Here is a 26,484-nt window from a genome sequence, read left to right on the forward strand (position 1 = left end):
TGATAATGAGCTTAAAAGTAAATTTGGAGAAACCAGTCAATGAATGATCAGAATACAAATACTCAGGAAAGCGGAAAATTGAAAGAGCCGCAAGATTCCAGTATGTCTGGGATGAAAATGATGATGGTGATGATGATCGCGTGTTGTGCTATCCCGATCGCTTTGATCTTTTTTACAGGAGGTGGTTTAGGCTGGTGGATAGGACGATCTGATCAACAAACAACTAGCACTCAGTCAACTAGCCAGCCAAGTAACCCCACAACATCGCCAAAGTTAGCTAACAATGTCACGCCAACTCCTGCCCAAAATTGGCAAGCTGATAACCACATTCATGGTTTAACCATTAATCCTGAAAACCCAAATATTATTTATATTGCTAGCCATAATGGACTGTTGCAACGTGCTGAATCAGGACAATGGTTTTGGGTTGGCAAAGACCGATCAGACTACATGGGCTTTACTGGTGATCGCACTAACGGTCAACGCTTTTACTCTAGTGGACACCCTTCAAGTGGTGGCAATCTTGGTTTTCGGATTAGTGAGAATGGAGGTGAAAATTGGCAGTTTATCTCAATGGAAGGAGTGGATTTTCATGTTTTAGGTATCTCTCCTAGTAATCCCAAAGTTCTTTATGGTTGGGCTAGTTCGGGTGCAAAAGGTTTATTTGCCAGTTCCGATAGTGGAAAAACTTGGACTCAACCTAAGATGACAGGACTAACTGACGCTCCTTTTGATCTAGTTGTTGATCCTGAGAAACCCGATCGCGTCTTTGCGACTACTCGTTCAGGTATATTTGAGAGCGTAAATCGTGGTGATGACTGGACTGCGATCGATGAAACTAAAACTGCACCAATTCTATCTTTGAATTTGGTTAAGCAAGGTGATCTCACGATCATGTATGGATACCGTTTTGACAACTCTGTTCCAGGTATCTATCGCAGCAATGATAATGGCAAGAATTGGGAGAAACTTTGGTCAGAAACAGATGGAGTGATTGTCAAACTAGCAGTCGCTCCTAGCAATTCCCAAATTCTTTATGCTGCTAACGAAAAAAAATCAAATTTTTCAATCTCAAGATGCTGGCAAAACTTGGAAAATCTTGAGCTAAAGTAGTTCACCTTATCTGATACAGATATTTAGGATTTCATCGTCATTTCATAATTGTATAGTAAGCTGAATTTAGCACTCTATTTGATTGAAAAATAGAGCAAGTATTTGATTGAGAATTATTATATTTGATATCGCTTTATATTGTAGTTAATCAACTCAATCTAGTAATCAATCATTGTTCTGAGTTAATGAAAGAGTAAGAGCTTATGCACTATTTATAGCCATTTGCCTTTCAATTTAGGAGCCGAATTTTGGGTCTAATTTGATTCTTAGTGATTACACAAATTGAGTTTTTTATGCATCAGCATGGTTCATCAAATCAACCCCAACCTCATCGTCCTCAAACTGGTCTGAGCTTACCGATTAGACTTGTACTATATGTTTCGATTGGGATTGTGGCTTACTTCCTGATTACAGAACATTTAGTACATTTATCAGGCTTCTTACCATACTCTTTTCTGATCATCTTTGTACTCATGCATTTATTCATGCATGGAGGACACGGAAGAGATGGAAGTGGTAACGACGGCAATAGTCGAGAAAGCGATCGCACGGACTCTACAAATAAATTTACTTCGAGGAGAGAGAATCATGCAAGACATGAGTGAGGTTCCTGCTTATGGACTTTGGGGTTTGGTGATTATCAATTCTCTGATATTTATCATCTTTGCCTTTAGTTTCACTAAGCCGCGTAATCCTAGAGATTGGCGATCGTTTGGAGCATTCTCAGCATTCATTGTGGCTTTGTTCACAGAAATGTATGGATTTCCTTTAACGATTTACTTGCTCTCAGGTTGGCTGCAAACTCGCTATCCAGGACTGAACTTCTTTTCCCATGACGCTGGACATCTTTGGGGGACATTGCTGGGATGGAAAGGCGATCCCCATTGGAATCCGATACACATTCTGAGCAGCGTTTTGATTTTTGGTGGACTGTTCTATTTAGGCAATGCTTGGGAAGTTCTCTACAAAGCCCAACGAAGTCATACATTAGCGGTTGAAGGTCCTTATGCAAAAATCCGTCATCCGCAATACATGAGCTTTATTGTGATTATGTTGGGCTTTTTGATGCAATGGCCCACGATCGTGACATTGCTTATGTTCCCTATCTTGGTCACGATGTACGTCCGATTGGCACACCGAGAAGAAGGCGATGCTTTAGCCGAATTTGGTGAGACGTATGCCAGTTATGCCGCCGTAACCCCTGCATTTTTCCCGTGGGGTCGTCGCCATACTCAGAAAAAACTACGCACTCATGAATAAAAAATACGGTCATGGTAGTGCCGAGTGAGCGAGTGAAACTGCTTATGAAATTTGAGAAATATTGTGGATTGTATACATACCGCTGTCATAACTTGGAGTATGAAGATACTGGCATGATGAGAAATTATCGAGTCGAAGGATAACTGAGACATCTATTTTAACTATTAAAATTAGTTTGCAGGAAAAGAAAATGAGTGACTTAATTGTTATCGGTTTTAAAGATGAATTCAAAGCGAATGAGGTTCTTATTGATTTGAGGAAACTTGAACTAGAGTATCTTATTGACTTGGAAGACGCAGCTATTGTCGTCAGAAATAAAGATGGCAAAGTTAAGGTTAAACAAACTCAAGAACTTGTCGCTTCTGGCGCATTAAATGGCGGCTTCTGGGGGCTACTAATCGGCTTGCTGTTCTTCCAGCCCTTGCTAGGAATTTTGGGTGCAGCGGTTGGGGCACTTTCTGGCGCATTAACAGATGTTGGCATTGATGATAATTTCATTCAAGAGCTAGGTAATACAATCGAATCTGGAACTTCGGCAATTTTTATCTTGGTGAGAAAATCTACACCCGACAGAGTTTTGGAAGATTTGAGCAAATTCGAGGGAAAAGTCTTACAAACTTCGTTATCCCATGAAGATGAAGCAAAACTTCAAGCAGCTCTTACCAAAAGCGAACTAAAAACAGATTCTATGCTTAGAGAAGAACGCACATGGAACCAAAATTGATCGCAATTCAACCATCTAATTCAATCCTTTCAAGCCAGAAAGCGATTGAACCTCGTCTTGCTGATATAGCCTTCTTTATTATCCTTAATCTTGTGCTACTCTCAGCGATCGCTGTTCCCATCTATATTTTTATTGTTAAGCGAAAGTGGGCTTCATTTGGCTTCAAACCATCGCCCAAGGTTATATGTCATCGCTGTCAATATTTTAGCGATAACCGTTATCTTAAATGCGCTCTCCATCCAGTAACTGTACTGACTGAAGAAACAGTTGATTGTGCAGATAATCGCTCAATCAATTCATAACTAAACCACTTAAAAACAACTATTTAACACTATGAAACTCCAATTAAAAGTTCCTGACATGACCTGCGGGGGCTGTGTAAGCACTATCACAAAAGCGATTAAAACAGTCGATGCTAATGCTTCTATTCAGGGCGATCTAAAAAACAAGATTGTATTAGTGGAAACTGAATTCCCTGAAGTTGCTATTAAGAATGCAATTACGGCTGCTGGTTATCAAGTCAATTAATTTAGAGGATAAATTCAATGAATCGTAAAGAGCCAAATAATCAAGAAAGTAGCGAATCGAAAGATTCTAATATGTCTGGAATGAAAATGATGATGTGGATGATGCTCGCCTGTTGTGCTATTCCGATCGCCATCATCTTTTTTACAGGAGGAGGTTTAGGCTGGTGGCTAGGACGCTCTAACCAACAACCATCTAACACTCAACCAACTAGCCAACCAAGCAATTCCCAAAAAACTCAGAATTAGTAGTATTACGCTAGACTCCGCTCAAAATTGCTAAGTCGATAAAACAAAACATTGAGGTAAAAAGGATTCAAAATGAGTAAAGTTACACTTAACTTACGCGGAATGCACTGCGCTTCTTGTGCCAGTAGTATTCAATCGGCGACTCGTTCTATATCTGGTGTTGTTAGTAGTAATGTTAATTTTGCTACCGAAGAAGCGGTGGTTGAATTCGATGAGAACAAAACCTCTGCTTCTGCTATTCAGAAAGTAATTAAGGATATTGGATATGAAGCGATTCTGCCAGATCAAGTAGATGGAGATTCTGATAAGAAAGCTAGACTGACTGAAAATCAAGACTTAACCCGTAAAGTTTGGGTTGGCGGGGTGATTAGCGTAGTTCTAGTAACTGGCGTGCTATCCATGATGACAGGGATACAGATTCCTTTGATACCCGATTGGTTGCATAATCCTTGGCTACAGCTTGTCCTTGCTCTTCCTGTTCAGTTTTGGTGCGGTAGTTCTTTTTATACTGGTGCTTGGAAAGCCTTTAAAAATCACACAGCTACGATGGATACACTGATTGCATTAGGTACACTCGCAGCTTTCTCTTACTCAGTTACTGTCACCCTTAATCCTAGTTTCTTTGTCTCTCAAGGCTTAAAGCTTGAAGTTTACTATGAAGTGTCGGTAGTTGTAATTACCCTGATTCTCTTGGGTAAATTATTCGAGAATCGCGCCAAGGGCGAAACTTCGGAGGCGATTCGTAAGTTAATTGGATTGCAAGCAAAAACAGCACGAGTCTTGCGCGATGGTCAAGAATCAGACATTCCTATTGAAGATGTGCAAATTAACGATATTGTGCTGGTGCGTCCTGGTGAGAAAATTCCCGTCGATGGTGAGGCGATCGCAGGTAACTCAACAGTTGATGAGTCAATGGTGACTGGTGAAAGTATTCCCATTGAGAAAAAGGTCGGAGATCGCGTAATTGGCGCAACGATGAATAAATCTGGAAGTTTGCAAATTAAAGCTAGTCACATCGGCAAAGATTCAGTTCTTTCGCAAATTGTCCAGCTAGTAAAAGACGCTCAGGGTTCTAAAGCGCCAATTCAAAGACTTGCAGACCAAGTGACAGGTTGGTTCGTGCCAGTTGTAATTTCGATTGCGATTACCACATTTATTGTCTGGTTTGAGATTATGGGCAACATCACCCTAGCCACAATTTCTGCTGTGGGTGTACTGATTATTGCCTGTCCTTGCGCTCTGGGCTTAGCGGCTCCCACTTCGATCATGGTAGGAACTGGTAAAGGTGCAGAGAACGGAATTTTAATCAAAGATGCAGGTAGTTTAGAACTTGCTCATAAAATTCAAACTATCGTCTTAGACAAAACGGGAACTTTGACTGAAGGTAAACCTGTTGTTACAGATATTTTTTCTATCAATAAGAATGATGATGAGTTATTAAAGCTTGTCGCCGCGATCGAGCGTAATTCTGAGCACCCTTTAGCTGAAGCGGTTGTGAACCATGCTAAACAAAAGAATATCACTATTCCTGAAGTGACAGATTTTATGGCGATCGCAGGTAGTGGTGTTCAAGGGAAAGTAGATAATTCCTTAGTAATGGTCGGAACGAGGCGATGGATGGATGAGTTAAAGATTGATACTAGTGAGATTCATCAATACCAAGACTCATGGGAAACAGGCGGAAAAACTGTTGTTTTAGTTGCGGTTGACAATACCGCCTGTGGCTTAATTGGCATTGCGGACAAGCTCAAACCTTCATCTCAAGTGGCAGTTGCGGCTTTACAAAGGATGAAAATAGAAGTAGTAATGTTGACTGGCGACAATCAATCAACGGCTGAGGCGATCGCGCGTGAGGTTGGGATTAAACGAGTATTTGCGGGAGTTCGACCCGATCAAAAAGTAGCAAAAATTAGAGAGTTGCAAGCTGAAAGTAAAGTTGTGGCGATGGTTGGCGATGGTATTAATGATGCTCCTGCTTTAGCTCAAGCTGATGTTGGTTTAGCGATCGGTACTGGAACAGATGTAGCGATCGCGGCTAGCGATATCACCCTAATATCTGGTGATCTGCAAGGAATTGTGACTGCGATTCAGCTCAGCCGCGCCACGATCAGTAATATTCAACAAAATCTCTTCTTTGCTTTTATCTACAATGTGGCAGGTATTCCGATCGCCGCAGGGATTCTTTACCCGTTCTTTGGCTGGTTGCTTAATCCGATTGTTGCGGGTGGTGCAATGGCACTTAGCTCTCTCTCTGTTGTCACAAATGCTTTACGACTGAGAAACTTTCGTCCTTTGTCAACGAACTAGGAGAAACAACCATGAAAAAACATCAAGTGGTCAGTATTTTAGTAAGCATTGGTTTATCTTTTGGCATAGTCTCTAGTATGTCAGCACAGGAGATGACAAATCATAATTCAAGCTCTAAAGGATTTCAATCGATTGAACAGCCTATAGCGCTTAAAATTGCGATCGCTGTCGGTGGTCTATCTCTAATGGCTGCTCAACTATGGTGGTTTCTAGGCAGCAAGCCCAAATCCCAACAAGCAAAAATTAATGAAGGCATTCAAGAAGTCACAATTACCGTTGATGGTGGCTATGTACCTTCTTTGGTAACAGTTAAGTGCGGTCAGCCTGTACGCTTACAGTTTGATCGTCGCGATCCCAGTAGTTGCTTAGAAAAAGTTCTCTTCCCTGATTTCCATATTGCTCAAGACCTAGTTCTCAATCAGACTACATCTGTAGAATTTACTCCGCAAACTGTGGGAATGTTTCAGTTTAGCTGTGGTATGGGAATGTTTCATGGCGCGATTGCTGTGGAGGATTAGTCTAGACAGTCCATAGGCTAAAAGCTAAAGACACTAATGAAAGACAACTTAATAGGTCTAAATTATTATTTGGAAACCTATCTTGATGAGTTTCTATTGCTTACTGCACGCTGTAAAGCAGCTAGGGCACGATTGTAATTAAGAATAGCTTTGATACGATTGACTTCTGCACGAGTAAGTTCATTTTCAGCAATGATCACATCAAGCTGAGTAGCTACTTCTGCCTTAAACTGCAAACGGGCTATTTCTAAACCTTCTTTTGCCTGTTTTAACGCAAATTCTGATGTCTTGATATTTTTAGTATTTGCCTGTAACGTTTTGTAAGCTCGCTCTACTTGAAAGCGAATCTGATTTCGGGTATCAATAAAACGAGTTTCGGCGATCGCCTTATTTGCTTCTTCTTGCTGCGCCCCTGCTAAAGCTGCCCCACCATCAAATAAGTTCCAACGTAATCTGATGCCAACAGCATAGCCATCTACTGTGTTGAAGCGATCGCTCAAGTTGTCTCGCACTTGATAGTTGGCAAATAGACCAATTTGAGGCTGCGTTTCACTAAGTGCAATAGTGCGTTGCTGTTCGCTAATTTGACGTTGTGAAAGTTGTTGTTCTAATTCAGGACGATTTTTGAAAGCAAGAAGGATGCTCTCTTCCAGAGACTGTTGCCACTGCTCTTGTGGCTGCACTGGATCGGAAGCTGTGAAATCAATAGATTGTACTAAACCAAGTAGAGGTAACAATTGCCGACGTGCAATCTCTAAAGCACTCTGTGCTTGAACAAATTCTTGTTCAGCATTAGCCAGTTGAACTCTTGATTTGAGAATATCGTATTTTGAAACCCTGCCTCCTTTTTCTAATGCTTCAGCGTCAACCAGACTTTTTTGAGCATTTTGGGTTGCTGCTTGGGTAATTCTTACCTGCTCCGAAGCTTCCTGTAGATCGTAGTAAGCATTAGATATCTCTAGTCGAACTTGCTCTTTTAGTCGGGTTACTTCTAATTGGTCAGAGCGCACTAAAGCTGCTGTTGCTGCAATCTTTGCGGATCGTCTTCCACCATTAAATAGGTCATAGCTCAATTCGAGCTTTCCTGTCAGTAAGTTTCCTGTTTGCTCAATCTCACCTTTTTTCAACTCATCAAGAGTATCTTTCGCATCGCGTTCGTTAGCAAATTCTGTTTCTAAATTAAGCGTAGGGAATTGAGTTGCTTGGACTTGCCTTAATGCCGCTTCATCACGTTGAAGGGTACGTTCAGCGATTTGTAACTCACGGTTATGTTCTTGGGCTATTTGGATTGCTTGTTCTAAGGTAATTGGCTGTACAATTTGCAGCTTCACCTCTTCAGGCTTTGTTGGTAGCTGTAAGGGATCAGCTTTCTGATCTAGCTTAATTGGCTCTAAATATCCCTGACTGTCGGAGTTTTTAGAGAGTGAAGGGGAATTAGTTATCGAAGGTTCAGCAGTAATCTCTCTTACCCAAAGCAAGGAAAATGTCATACTAGTGCTAATCCCAATAAGAGAAGCGATCGTAAAGCATTCTAGGGAGAATGTTATTTTTTTAATGTATTGATGCAAGATTCAGTTATCCTAACTCAGTCTGTATTTGCTTATAACTATTTAGCTAATAGCTTGACAATAAATTAAGAAAATGAAGCCATGATGAAATTGTTTAAAAAAGTCGATTTTGTCTTGTAATTTCCCGATCAATAAAATTATCTGAAGATAAATACTGTTTATATCTCTTGCCTATAGCCCAACATATGACGTTTAGCCATATACAAAATCAGAGGCGGCAGGATTACCCATTGCAGAAGTGGCAGCCAGCTAATATTAATAACTGGCACGACTAGCATGGAAACACCATAAAGCTTGGCAATGCTAACGCGGTAAATTTCCGAAATGAGGGTGTATATCCAACCTAGAGCTGTAAATAGCAATGTTGATTTCCAAGTATTTCTGAATATCCATTTGCGCGATCGATATAACCCAGCTACCATCCATCCGCTAACCACAGTAATTACTCCATCGCCTACGGTACAGTGAGTAATGTAGTTTACCTTATCAGACAAAGAAGGCATCGCGTAGAAATCAAAGTAAGGTGACTCCCAAACTTCATAAACAAAGTGCAGTAAAAAGGCGAATAAAAATAAATTTGTTTCTGGTGCAGCTAAAATTCGATCTATCCATTGGGTTAAAAACTTTTTCATTGCAAGTCTATTGGTTTGAACTATTTACTTTGAAATTCAAGATGAAGTTTAATGATTGTTAATGAAATTAGTTATCATCAAGTAATGATAACTAATATTAAGTGGAAAGAAGAGCTAGTTTTTTGAGTTTTGAGAATCAATCTCCAATATCATAGAAGTGCTTTCAGAGATTGATTTACGCAGAGGTCTTGAACCGTTTTACTCCCGATCTAAAATCAAGCCTCAATTTGTATCGTGGAGCCAAAAGCCCATCCCATGACTTAAGATTATATTCAAATTTTCGGAGACTTAAGAATTGCTAAAAGAATTAACCACCAAGGTACTCGCAGATCGGGAATAAACTTAGCTCTGCCTTTAAGTATTGGCAAACCTTGTGCCAATAAAAACCTGAGAGAGCGTAGAGAAACAGGTCGATAATCATATTCATCAACTATTCCATAACAAGAAGCTAATTCCGCCGCAATCTGAACCTTACCAGTTCTGTTCATTAAGTCTGGATCGTTACACAATGTCTCAATTACTCTACCAACAAATAAAGGAGTTTCCCAATTAAACTTATCGGCGATCGCCGCAACACCAACATTGTTATCAGCACTTTCAAGGTTTGCGTCCGCCAACTGATGAAACTGCTCAGTGCCGACAATCCCTGTCCAAAGTGAAATCGAAGCAACATTAAAAGGCTTGAGTTCGATTGCCATCTCAGCCGCAAGGCGATCGCAAGCAGATTTACCAGTACCATAGGCAACACCAAAGATCGGAGCTAAGCCACCCCAAGAAGAAATCGTCACGATCAAACCTTGTTTGCGTTGAATCATCATCTTCGCGGCAAAATGACTTGCCACATAGTGACTTCGCAAACCGACTTTATTGCAAGCATCCCAAAGATTTATATCTGCTTCCCAGAATGGTTTACCATTAGCAGCAATTAGCGATCGCACGCCACCATAAGCATTATTCACCAATAGATCCAATTGCCCATTTTGTTCCCGATCAATTTGCTCAAACAGAGATTTAATCTGTTGATCATCACTGTGATCAACGGGAACTGCAATACAAATCCCACCCGCTTCTTCTACTGCGGTTTTAGTTTCTAGTAAGCTGCCCGAGATAGTTTCTATAGAATTTGACTGATTCACACTACGCCCCGTGATATAAACCAGAGCACCAGCTTCACCCAAACCAATAGCAATACCTTTTCCAATTCCCCGTGAAGCCCCTGTTACCAAGGCAACTTTACCTTTTAAATTTGCTGCCATGAAAAATCCTCTCCATTTTGCGAACCACTTTACAATTATCACTTACCGATGAACTAGCGCTCGGCATGACCAGTCTTTCGTATTGCTTGATTTTCTCTCTCTCATCTTCAACAATAGCTACAAAATATGCTGAATCTTCCCTATGAAATATTTTCAGAGATTAGTTGAGAAGATTATGCTTATAAAATTTGTGTTACATAAAACATTCTAGTCAGGAAAGTTAACAAATAATTGTCCGACAAAAGTAATGATTAGCAAAAAAAGTAGCCCTACGCCAAACTTTACAAAACGTTATTTGAAACATGGAAAGACTAAAAATCACCCTCACTAATACCGATTATCGCCAATGCGTGGCTCTATGCCTAAAAGGTAATGGTCATGCATCAACCATCAATCGCGCACAAGTATTACTAGCCCTGCATGACGGTGTTGATATCTCAGAAGTAATGCGAGTGCTGCGGGTTAAAAGAACTCGTCTCTGGCGGTTACGGAAGCAATATCTGCAAGGTGGCTTAAACGATGCCTTAGCAGATCGGCGGAGAAGATCGTGATGTTTCAAATACAGCCTAAAACGACAGTGCGTATGCTGTTCGGTTATTGACGAGAAAAGAACTATCAATCAGAATGTTTTTCAAAAGTAGAGGTGCAAAGGACATGGAATCGCCTTGTTGCCTTTGGCTTTTGTGTATCTATTTCCCATGTCTCACATTTTTCTAGATAGCAACTATGAAAACCTATCCAATTAATTCTCTGAGAGTTCCCTATACTACCCATCGCAGTAACTTCCTCAGCCAAATCCAAAATCTTCAGATAGCCACATTGACGGCTTCAATTGTGGGAATCGTCATGACCTTTGCCTGCTCTAAAGGGATGTATCTCACGGCGCTACTAGCCTTGATTGGTTTGCTGATAGCCTTCCCAAAAGTATTGCTGATGCTCTATGGCAAATTCGAGCAACTGATTCGGCATTACAAGTACAGTCCCGTTTTATTGCTGGGCATCGCCATCGGTTTCCTGATTGGTTTGCTATTGATTTTTACAGTTGAACCTGCCCAAGCTCAGTTTTTTAATAAAACCCAGACATGGATGACAGGTGCAATTCCTGGAATCGATACAGGACTTGTTGCCCTGATTTTCAATGTATTGCGAGCCTTGTTTGTGATCTATCTGGGAATTGGACTAGTAAAGGTAATTCAATCAGCCAGAAATGACGATGACTGGCAACAAATGGCAAGAACTCCCTTGATTTTGGTAGTGACGGTGACGATGGGCGACATTCTGGCAGGCATTATCACGGGTGCAACCTAAAGCTATGACAGAAGAGTACAAATTTCGTAAAGTCAATGCCATTCTGGGTGCAAGTCCCAAGATTGGACCTTTTCCCACCGAGTTAATCATTCCTTGGGCAATTATCAGTTTTACCCTGTTTATGATTTGCTACGTGGTTCTGAATCTGCCTTGGCTATGGGTATTGCTAATCGTGGCTTGGGGTGATGCGACATGGTGGATCTTGACTGGTTCAAAACCACATCGGTTTTTATCAAAATTTATCCCTGTGCCACGATGGACGCGAGGCGTTTATCAGTACAAAGGGATGCGTAAGCAGGAGGTAAAGAAATATGCAGAGCGTTAAGCAGAAAAGATATCGCCATTTTGAAAAAGAGCTAGCCGTAGAATGTCTACTCAAGTTTGAGCTACGCGGTCGCACCGTCAGTTGCTTTGTGCTCAAGCAAGGTCAATCGTCATTAGAGTCATTGCAGTTTGTATTTGGTTGGGAGTCAAAGGGTATTCATACCACACTCTCAACAGAGCAGGAAGAATCGCTCTTTGATGCGATTCAATCAGGCTTGAAAGATATTCCTGATGGCGAAAAGCTGACGGTGCATTTTGGTTCGGTTAGCTCCGACAGCGATCGCCAACAGCAACTCCAAGAACTATACGAACAAGCGGATACGCCGCAGCTCAAGTTTCTGGTTATGGGTGAAAAGCAAAGGGTGCAGGAATTAGCAAAGGCAGGACTACGCAAACCAAAATTCCTGAGACTCTATGCCACTTATACCCTGCGGGGTGCGACGGCTGGAGGTAATGATGTGCTGGAAAAAGCACTAGCTTGGATACAGAGGCTATCGCAGCAACTGATGGGGCAGGAAAAGGAAATCGAGCAGGAGCGTCATGAGATTGCTTTTGCGAAAGCCTTTACGGATGGTTTCTTGAACTGGGAGCAGATTCTGGTTAATCGCATGGGTTTAGACCTACGACCCTTGACCGAGCAGGAACTATGGGAACATCTCTGGCGGCAATTCAATAGCAGTAAACCACCAGCAATTCCGCAATTGCTAGTGATGTCCGATCGCGGTGTGGAAGAGCGCATCAATACACAAGTGCATCTGAAAACATTACTGCTAGAGCGTCCCGACTCAATTCCCTTTGCTGACAATGGCTTTGTGCATCTCAAGGGTGAATATATCGGCGTACTCACTTTCATGGATAAACCTGGCGGCTGGGTATCCAAGGGTAAACAGATGCGTTATCTCTGGGAAGCGATCGCCCGTGACTCTGTGGCAAATACGGAGGTGTTCTGTCAATTCACGAGGGCTAACGAAACCATTGTCAAAGCAAATATGCAACGGGTTACCAAGCAAAGCATTGTCTCGCAAGAGCAATCCGCTTCCTTGAATAACATCAACGTCAATGCATCGCTGAAACAGCAAAAAGCGGTCAAGGCACAGGAAGCCCTTTATGAGGGAGCCATGCCCATTAACGTGGCGGTGGCTGTATTGATTCGTCGTCCTAACTTGATTGCTCTTGATGATGCCTGTCGCTATTTTTGCAGTTGCTTCCAACGTCCAGCATGGGTCGAGCGGGAGACGGAATATGCATGGCTGATGTGGAAACAAACCCTACCTGTGACCGTGGGTAATCTGCTGGCTCAACCCTTCCCCCGTCGTCACGTTTATCTATCCGATGAAGCAGTTGCTTTTACAGGTTGTGTGATGCCCAGATCTGTTGATGAGACTGGCTTTGAATTGATTACGGAAGAAGGCGGGATGCCTCTTTATATCGATGTACGAAAGCATCGCAATATTGGTATTTTCGCCACTACCCGTGCGGGTAAGTCGGTATTGGTATCGGCAGTTTTATCCCAAGCCCTCTGCCATAATCAGCAAATTGTGGCTTTAGACTTCCCTAAGCCCGATGGGACAAGTACGTTTACGGACTATACCCATTTCATCGGCGAACTGGGAGCCTATTTCGACATTAGTAAAGAGTCTTCAAACTTGCTCGAATTACCAGATTTACGTGCCTTTGACCCCGAACAAGCAGAAGAACGACTGCGGGATTTCAAGTCTTTTGTGGAATCGGCACTGATGACAATGGTATTTGGGGCAAGTCAGCATGACCTCTCATCATCAGAAAGGCAACTGCGGCAATTGATTAGGGCTTTGTTAGTGCCTGTGGTCAATAGCTTCTTTGACGACGAACAGATTAAAGCCAGATACGATCAGGCGATCGCTGATGGATTTGGGACAGAAGCATGGAGCAATATGCCCACACTGTCAGACTTTCTCGATTACTTTCTGACAGAGGGCAAAGCGGATATTACATCCGATGTTGCCGATAGCGAACAGATCGATCAGGCGATGAATCAAATTGTGATTCAGCTTCGATTTTGGCTTAACTCTAGAATTGGTCGCGCCATTTCTCGTCCATCAACTTTTCGCAGTGATGCCCGACTATTGGTGTTTGCCCTGCGAAACCTATCGGAAGCAGAGGATGCCGCGATTTTGGCTTTATCAGCATATTCGGCTGCTCTAAGACGAGCTTTATCATCGCCCGCAAGTATCTTGTTCATCGATGAAGCACCAATTCTATTTGAATATCCCACGATCTCGGAAATGGTGGCGCGGCTCTGTGCCAATGGAGCCAAAGCGGGTATCAAAGTAATTATCTCGGCACAAGACCCTGACACGATCGCTAGATCTCCCTCTGCACCCAAAATCCTCCAAAACCTATCAACTAGATTGATTGGGCGCATCCAACCTTCGGCAGTGGATAGCTTTGTCAGCATCCTCAAATATCCCAGAGAGGTGATTGCCCAGAATGCAGAAGAGCGATTCTTCCCAAAACGAGAGGCGATCTATTCGCAATGGTTGCTAGATGATGCGGGCATTTACACTTTCGTGCGCTTTTTCCCTAGCTATATCCAACTTGGCGTAGTGGCAAACAATCCCGACGAACAGGAAGCGCGTACCGCTTACATGCTGGCGATGGCAGATCCCTACAAAGGGCTGGCTGCATTCTCACGCGAGATGGCAAGTGCTTTGAGGGATGGGCGCAAGCTGAAATTACCCGAACTGGCTGCTTAATTTTTCACCTCTAGAAACTCTTGACACTGCCATGAACAAACGAAACCCCCGTCAGATTTCAGTCATCAGCCTCGCAACCTGTTCGCTTTTGCTATTTAGTCCCCACCCTGCGGAAGCTCAAGTGCCATTACCACCTGAACTCACAGGATTAATCCAACAGGTCAATCAACTGATTACCTCGATTAATTCTGGCGATTTCTTAAAAGCGCAGATGGACAAGCTATTGGGACAGTACTTACCACAGGTACAGGCTGCCGTTACTCAGTCAATCGGGCAACTGGGATTACCAGATCCCAGTAAAGCCGAAGCTACAGTCCTCGCCCAGATCGAGGGAGCATTTAACAGTGCGGGGCTAAATGGCACATCGATCAATCAAGGTGTCGTCACCTCGGCAATTACGAATACCTCGATCCAAAATGTATTGGGAGAAGAGGGTCAAGCAAGGCTGAAGAAAACCCTTGAAGATATGCTCGTCAATGCTCAGAATGTCGGGCAGCTATCTTTGAATACAGCGACAGGTGCAGAAAATAGCACGGCGATCGCGGATGTCTCCCAACAGATTGCGGCTAACTCTGTTACCTTTGCTCAGAACTCATTGTCCCGTTCCCAACAGGTGGATGGCTTGTCGCAGCAAGCGCAAGCTGCCCTATCGACACAGGATGTGCTCAAGATCGTGGCACAGCAAAATGCGGGTAATTCGGCAATCCTTGCCAATATTGCCTCCCAGTTTGGTAACAATGCCAATCAGGTTGGTAATGTTGCTAATCAATTGGGACTGCTATCGGAGCAGAATTCACAGGTTGCCGAACAGAATAGCCAACGCGCTCAGATTGATGCTCAGCAATTAGCGCTGCAAGTGCAACAAACTCAACAGGGAGCAACATCTTTGCTCAATCTCGACCAGATTAATGCCTCACTCAAGGGCGATCGCCAAGATCGGCTGATCGAGCGTAACTCCACCGTGCAACAACGGATGCCCTATACCTTTCTAAGATAGCGAGATAACCCATGCTGATTGCTCAAGCGATTGTCAATAATTCCGAAGAGGTGTCGCTAGCGGTTCAAGGTTCATGGCAGAACACTTGGGAACTTGCGTTCAATGGCACACTCTACCAAGCGCTCACCAATCTGGGATTAATCGTTGCCGTGGCTTCACTGTTGCTATGGACAATCCAATTTACTAAAAACTTGATTGATGACCAGAGCTATCGGCAATTTGGTGAGTTAATTTGGCCGGTAATTGTGATTGTGCTGCTCACCAATGGTGGTCAAAACCTGATCGGACTCACCAATGGGATGCGGACGGTGATCAACAATGCCAATAACTCCGTCTTAGGCGCAATTACTTCAACTGCCCAATTGGAGAAAACCCTATCAGCCCTAGCTGATTTCTCAGTTACCCAAGAACAAATTATTGCTTACCGTCAGCAATGCAATGGCATCACCAAAAATGAGGAGATGCAGGTCTGTTTACAAGAGGTAAATACCAAAGCTCAGGCTTTGCTTGGTAATTATCAATCTAACTACGGTGCGGTTGCTGCGGCTCTGGTTGGCAAGTTACAAAAACAAATTGCGAAGGCAAGTGAAAATCCTCTCGAAGCGGTTACTAATCTCTTTCCTGGCACAGTGATTTCAAGGTCAATCATGCTGGCGGCGATCGAGACTTTTATGGTGGCGATGCAGTCGGCTTTTCAGGCTTTGATTGAGGTCGGATTTTTACTCACGGGTTTACTCGGTCCTCTCGCAGTTGGGGCTTCCTTACTGCCGATTGGCGCAAAGCCACTCTATGCATGGATGACGGGATTCTGGTCGTTGGGGATGGCAAAGCTGAGCTTGAACATCGTTACGGGACTGGCGGCTACAGCGATCGCCGCTTCAGCACAGATGGATACGCTCTCGATCGCAATTGTTCTCGGTCTACTTGCGCCAATTCTGGCGCTATCCCTATCGGCGGGTGGTGGCATGGCAATCTTTAGCGCCATCCTTTCGGCGGCAAGTGCCGCCGCTTCCGCAGGTTTAAATATCGGTTTACGCATCTCTAGGTAATTTCCCATGAACTCATATCCAAATCCAGAAGTGAATACTGAACCAAAACCAGAAACAGATGAAACTAATGCTTTCCATCGCTTCATTCCTGCTGGTCTATCCCACCGTGGTAAAGCCAAAACTCCTAAAGACGTATTGGTGGTATCGATTTTGTTCGGCATACTTGGCTTATCGGCACTCAATACTCTAGGGCTGATCGCTCTGATTGGAGCCTATGCTACCCTTGCTTCCCAGAAACCGCCTACGCTCGTCCAGTTGTCGGGCGGTAAAGCAATTACGGCGATCGCTAGCGAGAATAAAACTAGATCTCCTGAAGTGGTGAAGCAGTTTGTTACTCAACAGGTGATGGCGCTGATGACATGGACGGGGGAACTGCCCTCTGATGCTAGTCAAAATGGCAAGCCGATTTTGGATACTGGCGTGGAAGTTACGGCGGACAAGGGCTTGAAAAAGAAAATCACCACCACCGCATGGCAAGCCAGTTTTGCTTTTTCCGAGGACTTCCGTAAGGGATTGCTCTCATCGATCGCAGAACTCACACCGATCGAGGTGTTCTCAGGTGGCAGCAAGGTAATTCTCGTGCCGCAGACGATTACGGCTCCTGAGGAGATTGAGAAAGGGAAGTGGAAAGTTAATCTCGTGGCAAATCTGGTTACTTTCAGTCCCCTCAATCAAGTTGGCGAATCGGTTCCCTTTAACAAGGAAATCTTTATTCAGGCGATCGATGTCCCGAATCTCAAAGCGGATGCTTCGCCTTTGGAGCAAGCCATTTTCAAAGTGAGATCCTCTGGGCTAGAAATCTATGCCATGCGAGATCTCACCAGAAATGATTTGAAATAACTTTTCCCTATCGATAACTTGAAGGAGTTGTGATGATTAGCGAAGTTCCAGAACCACAATCAGTAAGCGTAACCGATGAAATTGACTTTGCTCGGTTAACTGGATTTCAACCCGATACCCTAAATGGTGCGGGCTTGGCGATCGATGATTTTAGTGAAGACCCAGATCCAGAGCAACATCGGACAATTAGGGGTATTGTTGGTAGTCCTTTTTCTAAGATGGCTCTAGTTGGTGGGGTTGGTTCTCTAGGATTTTTGCTGGTGGGGCTATTCATGAATAGCATTATGTCGCCATCTAATGCCAAGCAATTAACGGCTAAATCCAGTGATGAAAAGCTTGCCCTGACCTCGACCACCGATCCGAAGGATGCCGAAATTGCCAAGTTCAAAACGGATTTGGCTTTAGGCAGTCAGCTTTCTGCGGGTAAATCGAAAACACTGCGTCCAGTCAATCCATCAAAATCAGATACATTGGCTTCTAAAGCTGATTCCAAAGACAAGTTAGAAGCCAATCCCGTACAGTCTGCCGATCTCCCAACCACCTCACCCGTGAGAAACCTATCGGCTCCACCCCTTGAGCCAATACCGATGCGACAGGTGATGTCACAGCCCACACCTGTGATGCTTCCCCCACGGAACTTTTCTACGAGTCCATCTGAAGCTAAAAATCCTGCCGACGAATGGCAGCGCTTGGCAAGTATTGGCAGTTATGGCAATCTGGCTGCGCCTGCGGAAATACCGAAATCGATCGCGGTCAGTCCAGTTGCTACGAATAATGTAAACAATCTTAATTCTGCAAGTCCTCCGATTGAGAAACCACCCTTAAATTCGCTCACCAATTATCTCGCTCAAGCAGAAAAATCCTTGCCAAAGGTTACACCTGCGAATACTTTGCTGGTCGGGACGACTGCTAAAGCCGCTTTAAAAACATCGGTAGTGTTCTCCACCGATGGTAGTCGGATTATGGGTAGCGCTCCTGGAGTTGTTCCCAAATTTATTGTCACTCTGCAAGAGCCAATCACGACTGCGGATGGTAAGCCTGTGATTCCTGCGGATGCGGTTTTAATCGTTACTGCTCGTCCCCTCGATGCGAAATCAGGACTAGCTGAATTGGATGTGGTTGGTATCGCGATCGCGGGTCGCGAGTTTATTCCACCACCCAATGCCATCTCCATTCGTGGTGCGGAGGGTGCGCCTTTAGTGGCAGACAAGTACTTCGATCGCGGGTCAGAAATTAGCGGTATGGATGTGGCGAGCTTCATCACTTCGGCATTAGCGGAAGTTGGCAAACTTACTAACAGTCCCACAACTACTAGTAGCATCTCATCCATTGGCGGTAGTGCCACGGTCAGTACTGCGCCGCCCCCCAACTATCTTGGTGCGGCGATCAGTGGTGGCTTTGGCATTCTCTCAGAAACTTTGAATCGTCGTAGTCAACAGGCGATCGAGGAAATCAAAACCCGTCCCAATGTTTTCTTTATCCCCGCAGGCAAGGAACTGCAAGTATTTGTCAATCAAACTGTGACTTTCTAGCTAACTATTACCAGTCTTCTATTAACGATTTAGTTCTATGGTTATGAGTTTTTTACCATGTCGAAAATATGCCATCTCTGGGATAGTCGCTGTTCTAGTCTTGTCTCTGCCAGCGATCGCTCATGCCGAATCGATCTTTCCTGCCAAGCAGCAAATTGGTGTCAGTCAAGCGATGGGTGTAAGCGGCGTGACATCAGTAGTGAGCCTATCACCGAGGCAGTCCTTAAATATCAGCTTCATCAAGACAGGCGAGATTATCAAAAAGGTGTGGCTGGGCAATCCTTCTAAGGTGGTCATGGACTATGACAGTCCTCTCTGTAAGGACGGTGCGAACGATAGCAATTGCGGGGCAACGGTAATTAATCTGCGGCAACTTGCTCAACCCCTTGACTTGGATATGAATCTATCTGCCTCGGCAAGGGGAAATCTCACCTCCCTAACTGTGATCACCACGGGCGCAGGGGGACTGAGAAATCTCTATCAGTTTCAATTAGTTCTGAATGTCCCCACTCCTGCCTACAGCATTTTGGAAGTCGTTCCCGATTCTCAAATCCCTCGCCTTGCTCCGCTTACACCAACTGCTCCTGCTCAAACAAATAAAACCTCGTTGGATTTCTAATCATGTTGTATAAACGTATCATCCAAATAACGGCGTTAGCGATCTCCTCTGCGGCGATCGCTATTTTCAATGCTGATTTTGCTACTGCTCAGTCTTTGCCCATGTCCACGCAGCCAATTGGGAATGCTCAATCGGTGATGATTCCTGATTTTACGAAAATCAGTTTGGAGAATTTACCCAAAATTCAAGTTACTACCCAATTGCAGCAACAGCTATCGCAACTGCTTTCTCCAAATGCCTTAGCCAATCTAGTCATTGGTAGTTCTGTCAGTCCAGATCGCTATCTGACAGTAGGTTCACTTCAGTCTCTGGGGCTTGAGCAAATGAGCTTACAGGCGATCGCTAGTCGTGCTGGTGTTTCCCTCAGCAATGTCAGTCTCGGTCAATTGGGCGAACTCACATCACAGCAGACGATTAATAGTTTGTTACAGTCGCTGCCAGATCTGCATAATCAGCCTTTGAGCCAAGTTAAACCCATCCTCGATCTGATTACCCAAAAATCTGGAGTTGCTAATCTCGCCATCCTGAGTGATGAAATGTCTGGCATTACTGTGGGGCAGTTAGTCAATGCTTTTCCAGATCTTGGCAATTTATCCTTGAGCAGTCTTGGTTCTCAACTTAATAGCTATGGTCTTGAAGCAATTGCGGGATTTAGCCAATTGCCATTAGGCAATATCCAAGGTGCGTCGGGGGTAGTTTTATCGGATTTGAATGCTACGGGTTTAGGTAAGCTCAGTCTTTCCCAATTTCCCAATGCTCCTGCGCTACTGCCCAATGTCAGGTTTGGCATGGTGGATATTGCCCTTGGCAATAGGGAGAAGAATCGGATTAATCCGATTAGCGGTGGCGTTACTGAGGCAGGATTTCAAGCGGTGGGTTGCGATGGTAATAATGATTGCCCGCACATTGAGGTTACGGACTTTGCGGGTGGTTACTATAATGGCAAGCAATGGATGACTGCATCGCAATCAGTACCCGATGGCTACGGCTTTTTAGGTGGTCTGTTTGGCAATCGCGGTCCCGCAGGCAATCATCCCTTTGGCGATGCTTTTCGCGTCACCATTGAATCTTTAGATGAGGCTTCAGGCACAATTACCCTCGGTCTGCGGTTTCGTTGGTGTCAGAGATCGTGGTTTGTGGATTTAGGTTGTACTCCCTACATTACGCCTCCCTTACCGTTGGTTGTTCTCCAAGAAAAGAGCGCCATTCCCTATGCCGTTCCCAGTAACGCGACAGCCAACACACCGATTTCTACTAGCAAACCTTTCAGCAAATAGATTGCCATGAATTTTTTGATGTTTTGGTTTAGCCAAAAGAAACTCTCAAAGAGACTATTTTTGCTGGCGATCTCGGTTTCGATAGCTTGTCTCGTTCCTGTAGAGATGGCGCATTCACAGGAAGTTAGTAGTTCTGCCACATCAACAGAGAAAACCTCGACAGTTAACGGTATGCCTCCAGAATTTGCTGCCATTGCTAATCAGCTATTCACACCCACAGGCGGCATTATTGCAACTTGTGCGATCGGCATGGTCTTCTTGAGCATGAATGGTGGTGGCAATAGCAAAAATAAGTTGGCTAATGCTCATTGGGCAAATGGTGCGGAGATTGCGGCGGCAAGGAAAAAGGCGAAGGAACAGATTAATCGCCGCGAACGCAATAAGCTGTCTCTGTTTATCGTCAAGCCTAAATTAATTTTTCCGCCCGAATTGATTTCTCGCCCAGGGGTGGCTACACCCAATCACGAACTACCTGTTGCGGGACAAAAGCCTAAAGTGATTCAGGTATCGCAAGCAGATCGGACGATCTGGCTCCCTGATGCTAATCGTGGCATTGCCGTACTCGGTGGTACGGGTTCGGGTAAAACCTATGGCGTAATTGACCCTGCGATTCGCAGTGCGATCGATCAGGGATTTCCGATTATTCTCTACGATTACAAATATGCTGAACAATCCTCCCGCATTGCGGGAGTAGCAGCGGCGGCAGGTTATCAAGTCAGTATCTTTGCCCCTAGTTTTCCTGAAAGTGGTATCTGTAATCCCCTTGATTTCATTCGTGATGCGGCGGATGTGGATATGGCGCGACAGGTAGCGATCGTCTTGAATCGCAACTTCAAATCAGGTGGCAAAGGTAGTGAAGATCCTTTTTTTACCAATAGTGGCGACCAATTGATTCAAGCGGTGCTGCTGCTGGCGAAGACTACTCCCTATCCCGATATTATTTTCTGTGCCAAGGCTTTGGGTGCGAATAATCTGCCTGCCAGAGTCCAGAATGCCAATTTGCCAACTTGGGTGGAAACCAGCTTTGGACAGTTGATTTCGATGGCGGATTCTGAGAAAACCGTTGCTTCGGTAATCTCAACGGCAAGTATTCTCTTTAGTCGGTTTATGTCCCCTGATATTCTCAGCGTGTTCTGTGGCAAGACGACGATTCCCTTGCAGTTGAAAGGCAAGCAATTGCTGATTATCGGCATGAAACGGGAAAAACAAGATGTGGTTGCACCATTATTGGCGACAGTGTTGCATATGATTGTCACCCGAAATGTCGTGTCCACTAAGCGTGAAGATCCCCTACTCGTGGCGATCGATGAGTTGCCAACTTTGTATCTGCCGAGTCTAGTCCAATGGCTGAACGTTCACCGTGAGGATGGATTGTCCTGTATGTTGGGTTTTCAGAATCTTGTGCAGCTCGAAGAAACCTATGGCAAGGAGGTATCAAGGGCTATCTTTGGCGGCTGTGCTACTAAGGCGATTTTTAATCCTCTGGAACCTGAATCAGCGAAGATTTTCTCTGATTATCTCGGTGATGAGCATTTGAAGTACAAGTCTAAATCCCGTAGTTCGGGTGGTGGTCGGACTAGCACCAGTACATCAGAGCAGGAACGTACCCGCAAGCTATTTGCTCCAGAGGATTTTCTCAAGTTACCGCAAGGTAATTGTGTTCTCATTTCCCCTGGTTATAGCTCCAAGAAAGAAGCTAATGTCCCCCGCCGTTGCAGTATCAAAATCCCTAGAGTTGATGCAGAGAGAGCAGATAAGAGCAAGTCCAAATGGGAGTCCCTAAAAGTTAGGTTGACTAAATCTGGTAGTCAAGTACCGATTACGGACGCGGCGATCGCTTTGCGTAAGGATTACTTTCAAGAGCATTTTCCTTTACCTGCGAAAGATGTGACCAATGCACCCAAGTCCACTGTCCCTGCTTGGGCTGAAGGTTTATAGAGGTAAATTATGGTTTTTATGCAGACATCGGAAGCGTCTCAATCTAATGCTCAGCAATTGGCGATCGCGCAAACTACGATTGAAGCTTTGGCAGAACTACTGAGGCAATTGTTAGCTAGGCAAGAAGATCAACTGCAAGAGAAAGATAAAAACATTCCCCAGCATGATTCTCCTTCATCAGGATTCAGTGATGCGGAGTGGGATCGTGTGTCTCAGCAATGGGATCGGGACATCATGGATGATTGGTGGCGCAGATATCAGGCTGCACCGAATCGTGCTACAGATCCTGAGTCTTCACAGGCTTTAACTGTGACCTTGAGTAATCCTCGCGATAAAGGCGATCCAGATTTGGCGATGTTACCCAACTCGCCCATTCAGCCATCGCCTTTATCTGGTAGTAATCTACCGCCACTTCCTCAATCCTCACAGGCAACCTTGCCAGTTCCTGTGGAACAGAACTATATCGATGTGGATTGGCGAGAACTCCCGAAAATAGAATTAGCAGAATTACTGCGGCGCGATTTAGATGGGGATGGGATTACTGATGTCGATGAACTGCGGATGGGACTCAATCCTCGCAGCATTGATACTGATGGCGATGGCATCAGCGATCGTGATGAGTTGGGAAGTTCTAATCCTCTGTCGTTTGATGACTTCAGACAACAGGTGATGGCGGCGGTGTCGGTTGCCCTAGTTGCAAAATTGGGTGTCGATGGCAAGTATGAGGCAGAAAACTATCGCATTCAATCTCAGGACAATCTCTATGAGATTTCTAACCTTGATGGTGAGGTGATCGCTAAGTTTGAATTGCAAAGCGATCGGGCTGTATTTATTGAGGATCGGACTACTGTTAATCAACAGATTGACTTTACTAAAACTGCTTTCAAAACAACCACTGTGGATATTGCCAGTTTGACTCAAAATCAGGGTTATCTCGCGGCAGTAGATAAGCTGGGAGATCTAGCTCCTGCGGGGGCTAGGGGTGTGGTAGTCGTTGAAAATGTCCTTAATGAAATTGGGCAGGAGTCTTTTAAGGGTGGGTATTACGATTTTCAAAAGAATCAGGATGGTGATATCACCGTTGTCAATAACCATACTGGCGAAGATATTTTGCGGACTACGCAAGGGCAAATCTCTCTTAATGCGATGACTCCGACTGATTTAAACAACTTCCACCAAGCATTTGAGCGGATGAACTTGCCTCAGCCAATGCTAGGTCAATCTAGACCTGATTTAGAGCGTTAGGTAAAGGCGATGATTACTGCGAACCCAGATCTAGATATGGCTCAATTTATGGCTGTGTTTAACCAAGTTGTTGAACTGCATAGCGTCCATATTTTAGCGATCGCTGAACGAGAAATGTCTTCTAGTACTTTAACGGATTTAACGATGATGGACAAAGATGATGTGTTTGATGAAGAGTGGCAACCTTTTCAAGTGCGGAGCAAAGGTAGCGATCCTAATTCAGGTGCTGCCGATTCTCAACAGGTGAATGCTGTTAACCCAGAACATAACCAGAGCAATTATGCAACCCAGATTCTGAATCTGGCTCTATCAATGTTTGATGGTTTGAGTAGTCTGCGTAAGGATAATTCGGAAAGTAAGTCTGAAATTGCTGAAACTTCCACTATTCCTAGTTATGACAACCCAATTACTGATGCAGAAAGAGATCTGAAACTGGCGCAGGATTGTCGTGAACTGTTGCAAGTAAAAGGCAGAGATGATGGCAATAATATTATCTTTGAGCGTCCTGATGGTAAGGGAAATTACAAGTTCAGTCTCGAAAAAGCCTCTGATACGATGACTTTAAAGGCGAGGGATCGTCCTGTTAATCCGATTCTGGTTGAGTCGCAGGGTATGGTCATAGAATCTCACGTTACCGATCTTGATGCGGCAAATATTGCTAGGGCTGTGGAGATGTTAAACGTACAACAATCTAAACCTATTGAAAATTATAAGTAAGTCTGTTTGGTGGTAAAGTTTACACAGGTACAAAAACATGAAAAAGCTGTTACTCGTTGAATCTCCATCTAAATGCAAAACCATCCAAGCTATCCTTGGCAGTGAATGGCAAGTGGAAGCTTCCTTTGGTCACTTTACAGAACTTGCCAAAGATGGTGAAGATAGCTTGGGCTTTACCATGCACAAGGATACCAACAAAATTGAATGTCGCTACCAATTGACGGAAGGTAAAGGTCAACAGGTCGTCGCCAAACTTCGTGCTGCTGTGAAGAATGCTTCAGAAGTCGTGCTTGCCACTGATGGCGATCGCGAGGGGGAGGGGATTGCTTGGCATTTACAACAGCAACTGCATCTGCGTAATCCCAAACGCGCTGTCTATAACCAGATTACGCCTACGGCGGTTAAAGCAGCGATCGCCAATGCTCATCAGTTAGATTTAAACCTGATTTCGGCTCAGAGAGCGAGACAATGTTTGGATCGGTTGATTGGGTTTAAAGTGTCGCCTTTGGTGCGTCGTACTAGTGGCGGTAGTTCGGCTGGTCGGGTGCAGTCAGTGGCTTTGCATATTGTCTGTCAGCGTGAACGTGAGATTAATACCTTTGTGCCGATTACTTACTGGTCGGCATGGACTGAATATACTGAAGGATTCACGGCTTTCTATGCGGGTAGTAGTGAGATTGAGCCTATACTTGATGATCAGGATGTCACTGATGATGCGGCGGAAGTGAATACGGAATCTACGGTTGAATCAAAACGGGTATTGTCGGAAGCGGAAGCTGCAAGAATTATTCAAGTAGCGCGTAATCATCCCCATGTTGTTCGCGAAGCTACGGGTGTGACTGCTCAAAAATCACCGTTACCACCTTTCATTACCAGTTCGCTTCAGCAAGCAGCTTCCGTGAGATTGGGGCTATCACCTGAAGAGACGATGAAGGTGGCTCAAGAATTGTTTGAGGGTGTCGATTTGCCTCAAGGACGTAAGGGTTTGATTACCTATCACCGCACTGATAGCACTAGTCTTGCGCCTGAGTTTTGTGCAGAAGTGAAGGAATGGCTGTCGAAACACGATCCTGATAATGTGCCTAAGAAAACTACTCGTCATCGCGAACAGGCGAATGCTCAATCCGCCCATGAGGCAATTCGTCCTACCTATTTGAGTATTACTCCGAAAACGGTGAGAGACCATCTCAGTGCCAAGCAACATCAACTCTATGAGTTAATCTGGCGCAGAGCCGTGGCTTCTCAATGTGCGAATGCTTTGATTCAGAAAAGTCGGGTGATTATTCAGGCTGATTCGACGCTTTGGCAGACTAGGGGCAGTATTCTCACCTTTGCGGGTTATACGCGGTACTGGAATGATTTGAGTAAGGATAAACATATTCCTGCGTTAACGAGTGGTCAGACTTTGACTTTGGCGAATGCGGGTTTTACGCAGAAACAAACTCAACCTCCTGCTAGGTATAGCGAAGCGAAGTTAGTGCAGGTACTGGAGCGGCAGGGTGTGGGTAGACCGAGTACGTTTGCGGCGATCGTCAAGACATTGAAGGAGCGCACCTATGTGTTACTCAAGGGTAAGGTTCTTGAACCTTCGGTTTTGGGAATGTCTACGGATGATGTGTTGTATAAAACTTTTCCCGATCTGCTCAGAGCCGATTTTACCGCAGGGATGGAGACGACTTTGGATGAAATCTCGGTGGGTAAGTTGGAGTGGCAAAGCTATTTGATTGGTTGGCATCAGTCCTATTTTCAGCC

The 26,484-nt window shown here is 44.5% G+C and carries 25 protein-coding genes and 1 pseudogene; 23 read left to right on the plus strand and 3 right to left on the minus strand.

The genetic code is table 11. The features are described 5' to 3' along the window. Window positions 1-39: 39 nt before the first annotated feature. From AC805_RS17010 to AC805_RS17045, 9 genes and pseudogenes are all read left to right on the plus strand, one after another. Complete coding sequence (locus AC805_RS17010; protein WP_231663454.1) at window positions 40-1,113, plus strand: F510_1955 family glycosylhydrolase; 1,074 nt, start codon at window positions 40-42, stop codon at window positions 1,111-1,113. Between the two features lie 347 nt (window positions 1,114-1,460). Continuing rightward, window positions 1,461-1,718 (plus strand): DUF2933 domain-containing protein, encoded by a 258-nt coding sequence (locus AC805_RS27470; RefSeq protein ID WP_072143657.1) that lies wholly within the window; start codon window positions 1,461-1,463, stop codon window positions 1,716-1,718. Next, window positions 1,711-2,373, plus strand: coding sequence for an isoprenylcysteine carboxylmethyltransferase family protein (locus AC805_RS17015; protein WP_055076512.1), 663 nt, complete (start codon window positions 1,711-1,713; stop codon window positions 2,371-2,373). Before AC805_RS27470 ends, AC805_RS17015 begins: the two co-directional genes overlap by 8 nt. Beyond that, a pseudogene (locus AC805_RS27475) lies at window positions 2,373-2,516 on the plus strand (multicopper oxidase domain-containing protein); the annotation flags it as partial. The gene AC805_RS17015 and the pseudogene AC805_RS27475, both read left to right, overlap by 1 nt. Before the next feature lie 47 nt (window positions 2,517-2,563). Next, complete coding sequence (locus tag AC805_RS17020) at window positions 2,564-3,097, plus strand: DUF1269 domain-containing protein (RefSeq protein ID WP_055076489.1); 534 nt, start codon at window positions 2,564-2,566, stop codon at window positions 3,095-3,097. Between the two features lie 333 nt (window positions 3,098-3,430). Further along, window positions 3,431-3,625, plus strand: coding sequence for a heavy-metal-associated domain-containing protein (locus AC805_RS17030; RefSeq protein WP_055076491.1), 195 nt, complete (start codon window positions 3,431-3,433; stop codon window positions 3,623-3,625). Window positions 3,626-3,642: 17 nt separating this feature from the next. Next, a complete protein-coding gene (locus tag AC805_RS17035; protein ID WP_055076492.1) occupies window positions 3,643-3,870 on the plus strand; it encodes a hypothetical protein in 228 nt (75 codons plus the stop codon). A 72-nt stretch (window positions 3,871-3,942) separates the two neighbouring features. Continuing rightward, window positions 3,943-6,177, plus strand: coding sequence for a heavy metal translocating P-type ATPase (locus AC805_RS17040; RefSeq protein ID WP_055076493.1), 2,235 nt, complete (start codon window positions 3,943-3,945; stop codon window positions 6,175-6,177). An 11-nt stretch (window positions 6,178-6,188) separates the two neighbouring features. After that, complete coding sequence (locus AC805_RS17045; RefSeq protein WP_055076494.1) at window positions 6,189-6,695, plus strand: cupredoxin domain-containing protein; 507 nt, start codon at window positions 6,189-6,191, stop codon at window positions 6,693-6,695. Between the two features lie 77 nt (window positions 6,696-6,772). Here the strand turns inward: AC805_RS17045 and AC805_RS17050 are convergent, their stop codons facing one another. The 3 genes from AC805_RS17050 to AC805_RS17060 form a co-directional block, all read right to left on the minus strand. Next, window positions 6,773-8,185 (minus strand): TolC family protein, encoded by a 1,413-nt coding sequence (locus AC805_RS17050; RefSeq protein ID WP_055076495.1) that lies wholly within the window; start codon window positions 8,183-8,185, stop codon window positions 6,773-6,775. A 236-nt stretch (window positions 8,186-8,421) separates the two neighbouring features. Beyond that, a complete protein-coding gene (locus AC805_RS17055; RefSeq protein ID WP_055076496.1) occupies window positions 8,422-8,895 on the minus strand; it encodes a hypothetical protein in 474 nt (157 codons plus the stop codon). 272 nt (window positions 8,896-9,167) lie between these two features. Next, the gene (locus AC805_RS17060; protein ID WP_055076497.1) at window positions 9,168-10,151 is read right to left on the minus strand and encodes an SDR family NAD(P)-dependent oxidoreductase; all 984 of its coding nucleotides are present in this window, start codon (window positions 10,149-10,151) and stop codon (window positions 9,168-9,170) included. Between the two features lie 302 nt (window positions 10,152-10,453). Between AC805_RS17060 and AC805_RS17065 the strand changes: the two genes are divergently transcribed. From AC805_RS17065 to topA, 14 genes are all read left to right on the plus strand, one after another. Further along, on the plus strand, window positions 10,454-10,702 hold the full coding sequence (locus tag AC805_RS17065) for a helix-turn-helix domain-containing protein (RefSeq protein ID WP_055076498.1): 249 nt from the start codon (window positions 10,454-10,456) through the stop codon (window positions 10,700-10,702). Between the two features lie 175 nt (window positions 10,703-10,877). Next, window positions 10,878-11,459: a hypothetical protein gene (locus AC805_RS17070; RefSeq protein ID WP_055076499.1), complete on the plus strand. Its 582-nt coding sequence runs from the start codon at window positions 10,878-10,880 to the stop codon at window positions 11,457-11,459. A 4-nt stretch (window positions 11,460-11,463) separates the two neighbouring features. Next, entirely contained in the window at window positions 11,464-11,784 is a 321-nt protein-coding gene (locus tag AC805_RS17075; protein WP_055076500.1) for a hypothetical protein, read from the plus strand. Beyond that, window positions 11,771-14,518, plus strand: a complete 2,748-nt coding sequence (locus AC805_RS17080) for a hypothetical protein (protein ID WP_055076501.1) — start codon at window positions 11,771-11,773, stop codon at window positions 14,516-14,518. The genes AC805_RS17075 and AC805_RS17080 overlap by 14 nt, the downstream gene beginning before the upstream one ends. Before the next feature lie 31 nt (window positions 14,519-14,549). Next, window positions 14,550-15,515 carry a hypothetical protein gene (locus AC805_RS17085; RefSeq protein ID WP_055076502.1) on the plus strand — a complete coding sequence of 322 codons (966 nt, stop codon included), beginning with the start codon at window positions 14,550-14,552 and terminating at the stop codon, window positions 15,513-15,515. Window positions 15,516-15,526: 11 nt separating this feature from the next. Next, window positions 15,527-16,564 carry a hypothetical protein gene (locus tag AC805_RS17090; protein WP_055076503.1) on the plus strand — a complete coding sequence of 346 codons (1,038 nt, stop codon included), beginning with the start codon at window positions 15,527-15,529 and terminating at the stop codon, window positions 16,562-16,564. A gap of 6 nt (window positions 16,565-16,570) precedes the next feature. Beyond that, window positions 16,571-17,404 carry a hypothetical protein gene (locus tag AC805_RS17095; protein ID WP_055076504.1) on the plus strand — a complete coding sequence of 278 codons (834 nt, stop codon included), beginning with the start codon at window positions 16,571-16,573 and terminating at the stop codon, window positions 17,402-17,404. 32 nt (window positions 17,405-17,436) lie between these two features. Beyond that, window positions 17,437-18,936, plus strand: coding sequence for a TrbI/VirB10 family protein (locus tag AC805_RS17100; RefSeq protein WP_055076505.1), 1,500 nt, complete (start codon window positions 17,437-17,439; stop codon window positions 18,934-18,936). Window positions 18,937-18,979: 43 nt separating this feature from the next. Further along, window positions 18,980-19,555, plus strand: coding sequence for a hypothetical protein (locus tag AC805_RS17105; protein WP_156341446.1), 576 nt, complete (start codon window positions 18,980-18,982; stop codon window positions 19,553-19,555). A 2-nt stretch (window positions 19,556-19,557) separates the two neighbouring features. Then, the gene (locus AC805_RS17110; RefSeq protein ID WP_055076507.1) at window positions 19,558-20,832 is read left to right on the plus strand and encodes a hypothetical protein; all 1,275 of its coding nucleotides are present in this window, start codon (window positions 19,558-19,560) and stop codon (window positions 20,830-20,832) included. 6 nt (window positions 20,833-20,838) lie between these two features. Further along, the gene (locus AC805_RS17115) at window positions 20,839-22,770 is read left to right on the plus strand and encodes a type IV secretory system conjugative DNA transfer family protein (RefSeq protein ID WP_055076508.1); all 1,932 of its coding nucleotides are present in this window, start codon (window positions 20,839-20,841) and stop codon (window positions 22,768-22,770) included. A gap of 18 nt (window positions 22,771-22,788) precedes the next feature. Beyond that, on the plus strand, window positions 22,789-24,015 hold the full coding sequence (locus AC805_RS26485) for a hypothetical protein (protein ID WP_197278778.1): 1,227 nt from the start codon (window positions 22,789-22,791) through the stop codon (window positions 24,013-24,015). A 9-nt stretch (window positions 24,016-24,024) separates the two neighbouring features. Then, a complete protein-coding gene (locus tag AC805_RS17125; RefSeq protein ID WP_055076510.1) occupies window positions 24,025-24,732 on the plus strand; it encodes a hypothetical protein in 708 nt (235 codons plus the stop codon). A gap of 37 nt (window positions 24,733-24,769) precedes the next feature. After that, the coding region (gene topA / locus AC805_RS17130; RefSeq protein ID WP_055076511.1) for a type I DNA topoisomerase at window positions 24,770-26,484 on the plus strand (1,715 nt) is incomplete at its 3' end.

This window comes from Pseudanabaena sp. 'Roaring Creek' (assembly GCF_001402795.1).
In the GTDB taxonomy this organism is placed as follows: domain Bacteria; phylum Cyanobacteriota; class Cyanobacteriia; order Pseudanabaenales; family Pseudanabaenaceae; genus Pseudanabaena.

What these genes read in the sequence shown, in the direction of transcription:
- AC805_RS17095 (WP_055076504.1), top strand. Translation starts at nt 16,571, where the DNA reads ATGAACTCATATCCAAATCCAGAAGTGAATACTGAACCAAAACCAGAA.
- AC805_RS17040 (WP_055076493.1), top strand. Translation starts at nt 3,943, where the DNA reads ATGAGTAAAGTTACACTTAACTTACGCGGAATGCACTGCGCTTCTTGT.
- AC805_RS17070 (WP_055076499.1), top strand. Translation starts at nt 10,878, where the DNA reads ATGAAAACCTATCCAATTAATTCTCTGAGAGTTCCCTATACTACCCAT.
- AC805_RS17110 (WP_055076507.1), top strand. Translation starts at nt 19,558, where the DNA reads ATGTTGTATAAACGTATCATCCAAATAACGGCGTTAGCGATCTCCTCT.
- AC805_RS17075 (WP_055076500.1), top strand. Translation starts at nt 11,464, where the DNA reads ATGACAGAAGAGTACAAATTTCGTAAAGTCAATGCCATTCTGGGTGCA.
- AC805_RS17080 (WP_055076501.1), top strand. Translation starts at nt 11,771, where the DNA reads ATGCAGAGCGTTAAGCAGAAAAGATATCGCCATTTTGAAAAAGAGCTA.
- AC805_RS17015 (WP_055076512.1), top strand. Translation starts at nt 1,711, where the DNA reads ATGAGTGAGGTTCCTGCTTATGGACTTTGGGGTTTGGTGATTATCAAT.
- AC805_RS17085 (WP_055076502.1), top strand. Translation starts at nt 14,550, where the DNA reads ATGAACAAACGAAACCCCCGTCAGATTTCAGTCATCAGCCTCGCAACC.
- AC805_RS17050 (WP_055076495.1), bottom strand. Translation starts at nt 8,185, where the DNA reads ATGACATTTTCCTTGCTTTGGGTAAGAGAGATTACTGCTGAACCTTCG.
- AC805_RS17105 (WP_156341446.1), top strand. Translation starts at nt 18,980, where the DNA reads ATGAGTTTTTTACCATGTCGAAAATATGCCATCTCTGGGATAGTCGCT.
- AC805_RS17055 (WP_055076496.1), bottom strand. Translation starts at nt 8,895, where the DNA reads ATGAAAAAGTTTTTAACCCAATGGATAGATCGAATTTTAGCTGCACCA.
- AC805_RS17020 (WP_055076489.1), top strand. Translation starts at nt 2,564, where the DNA reads ATGAGTGACTTAATTGTTATCGGTTTTAAAGATGAATTCAAAGCGAAT.
- AC805_RS17125 (WP_055076510.1), top strand. Translation starts at nt 24,025, where the DNA reads ATGATTACTGCGAACCCAGATCTAGATATGGCTCAATTTATGGCTGTG.
- AC805_RS17065 (WP_055076498.1), top strand. Translation starts at nt 10,454, where the DNA reads ATGGAAAGACTAAAAATCACCCTCACTAATACCGATTATCGCCAATGC.
- AC805_RS17035 (WP_055076492.1), top strand. Translation starts at nt 3,643, where the DNA reads ATGAATCGTAAAGAGCCAAATAATCAAGAAAGTAGCGAATCGAAAGAT.
- AC805_RS17010 (WP_231663454.1), top strand. Translation starts at nt 40, where the DNA reads ATGAATGATCAGAATACAAATACTCAGGAAAGCGGAAAATTGAAAGAG.
- AC805_RS17100 (WP_055076505.1), top strand. Translation starts at nt 17,437, where the DNA reads ATGATTAGCGAAGTTCCAGAACCACAATCAGTAAGCGTAACCGATGAA.
- AC805_RS17115 (WP_055076508.1), top strand. Translation starts at nt 20,839, where the DNA reads ATGAATTTTTTGATGTTTTGGTTTAGCCAAAAGAAACTCTCAAAGAGA.
- AC805_RS17045 (WP_055076494.1), top strand. Translation starts at nt 6,189, where the DNA reads ATGAAAAAACATCAAGTGGTCAGTATTTTAGTAAGCATTGGTTTATCT.
- AC805_RS17090 (WP_055076503.1), top strand. Translation starts at nt 15,527, where the DNA reads ATGCTGATTGCTCAAGCGATTGTCAATAATTCCGAAGAGGTGTCGCTA.
- AC805_RS17030 (WP_055076491.1), top strand. Translation starts at nt 3,431, where the DNA reads ATGAAACTCCAATTAAAAGTTCCTGACATGACCTGCGGGGGCTGTGTA.
- AC805_RS17060 (WP_055076497.1), bottom strand. Translation starts at nt 10,151, where the DNA reads ATGGCAGCAAATTTAAAAGGTAAAGTTGCCTTGGTAACAGGGGCTTCA.
- AC805_RS26485 (WP_197278778.1), top strand. Translation starts at nt 22,789, where the DNA reads ATGCAGACATCGGAAGCGTCTCAATCTAATGCTCAGCAATTGGCGATC.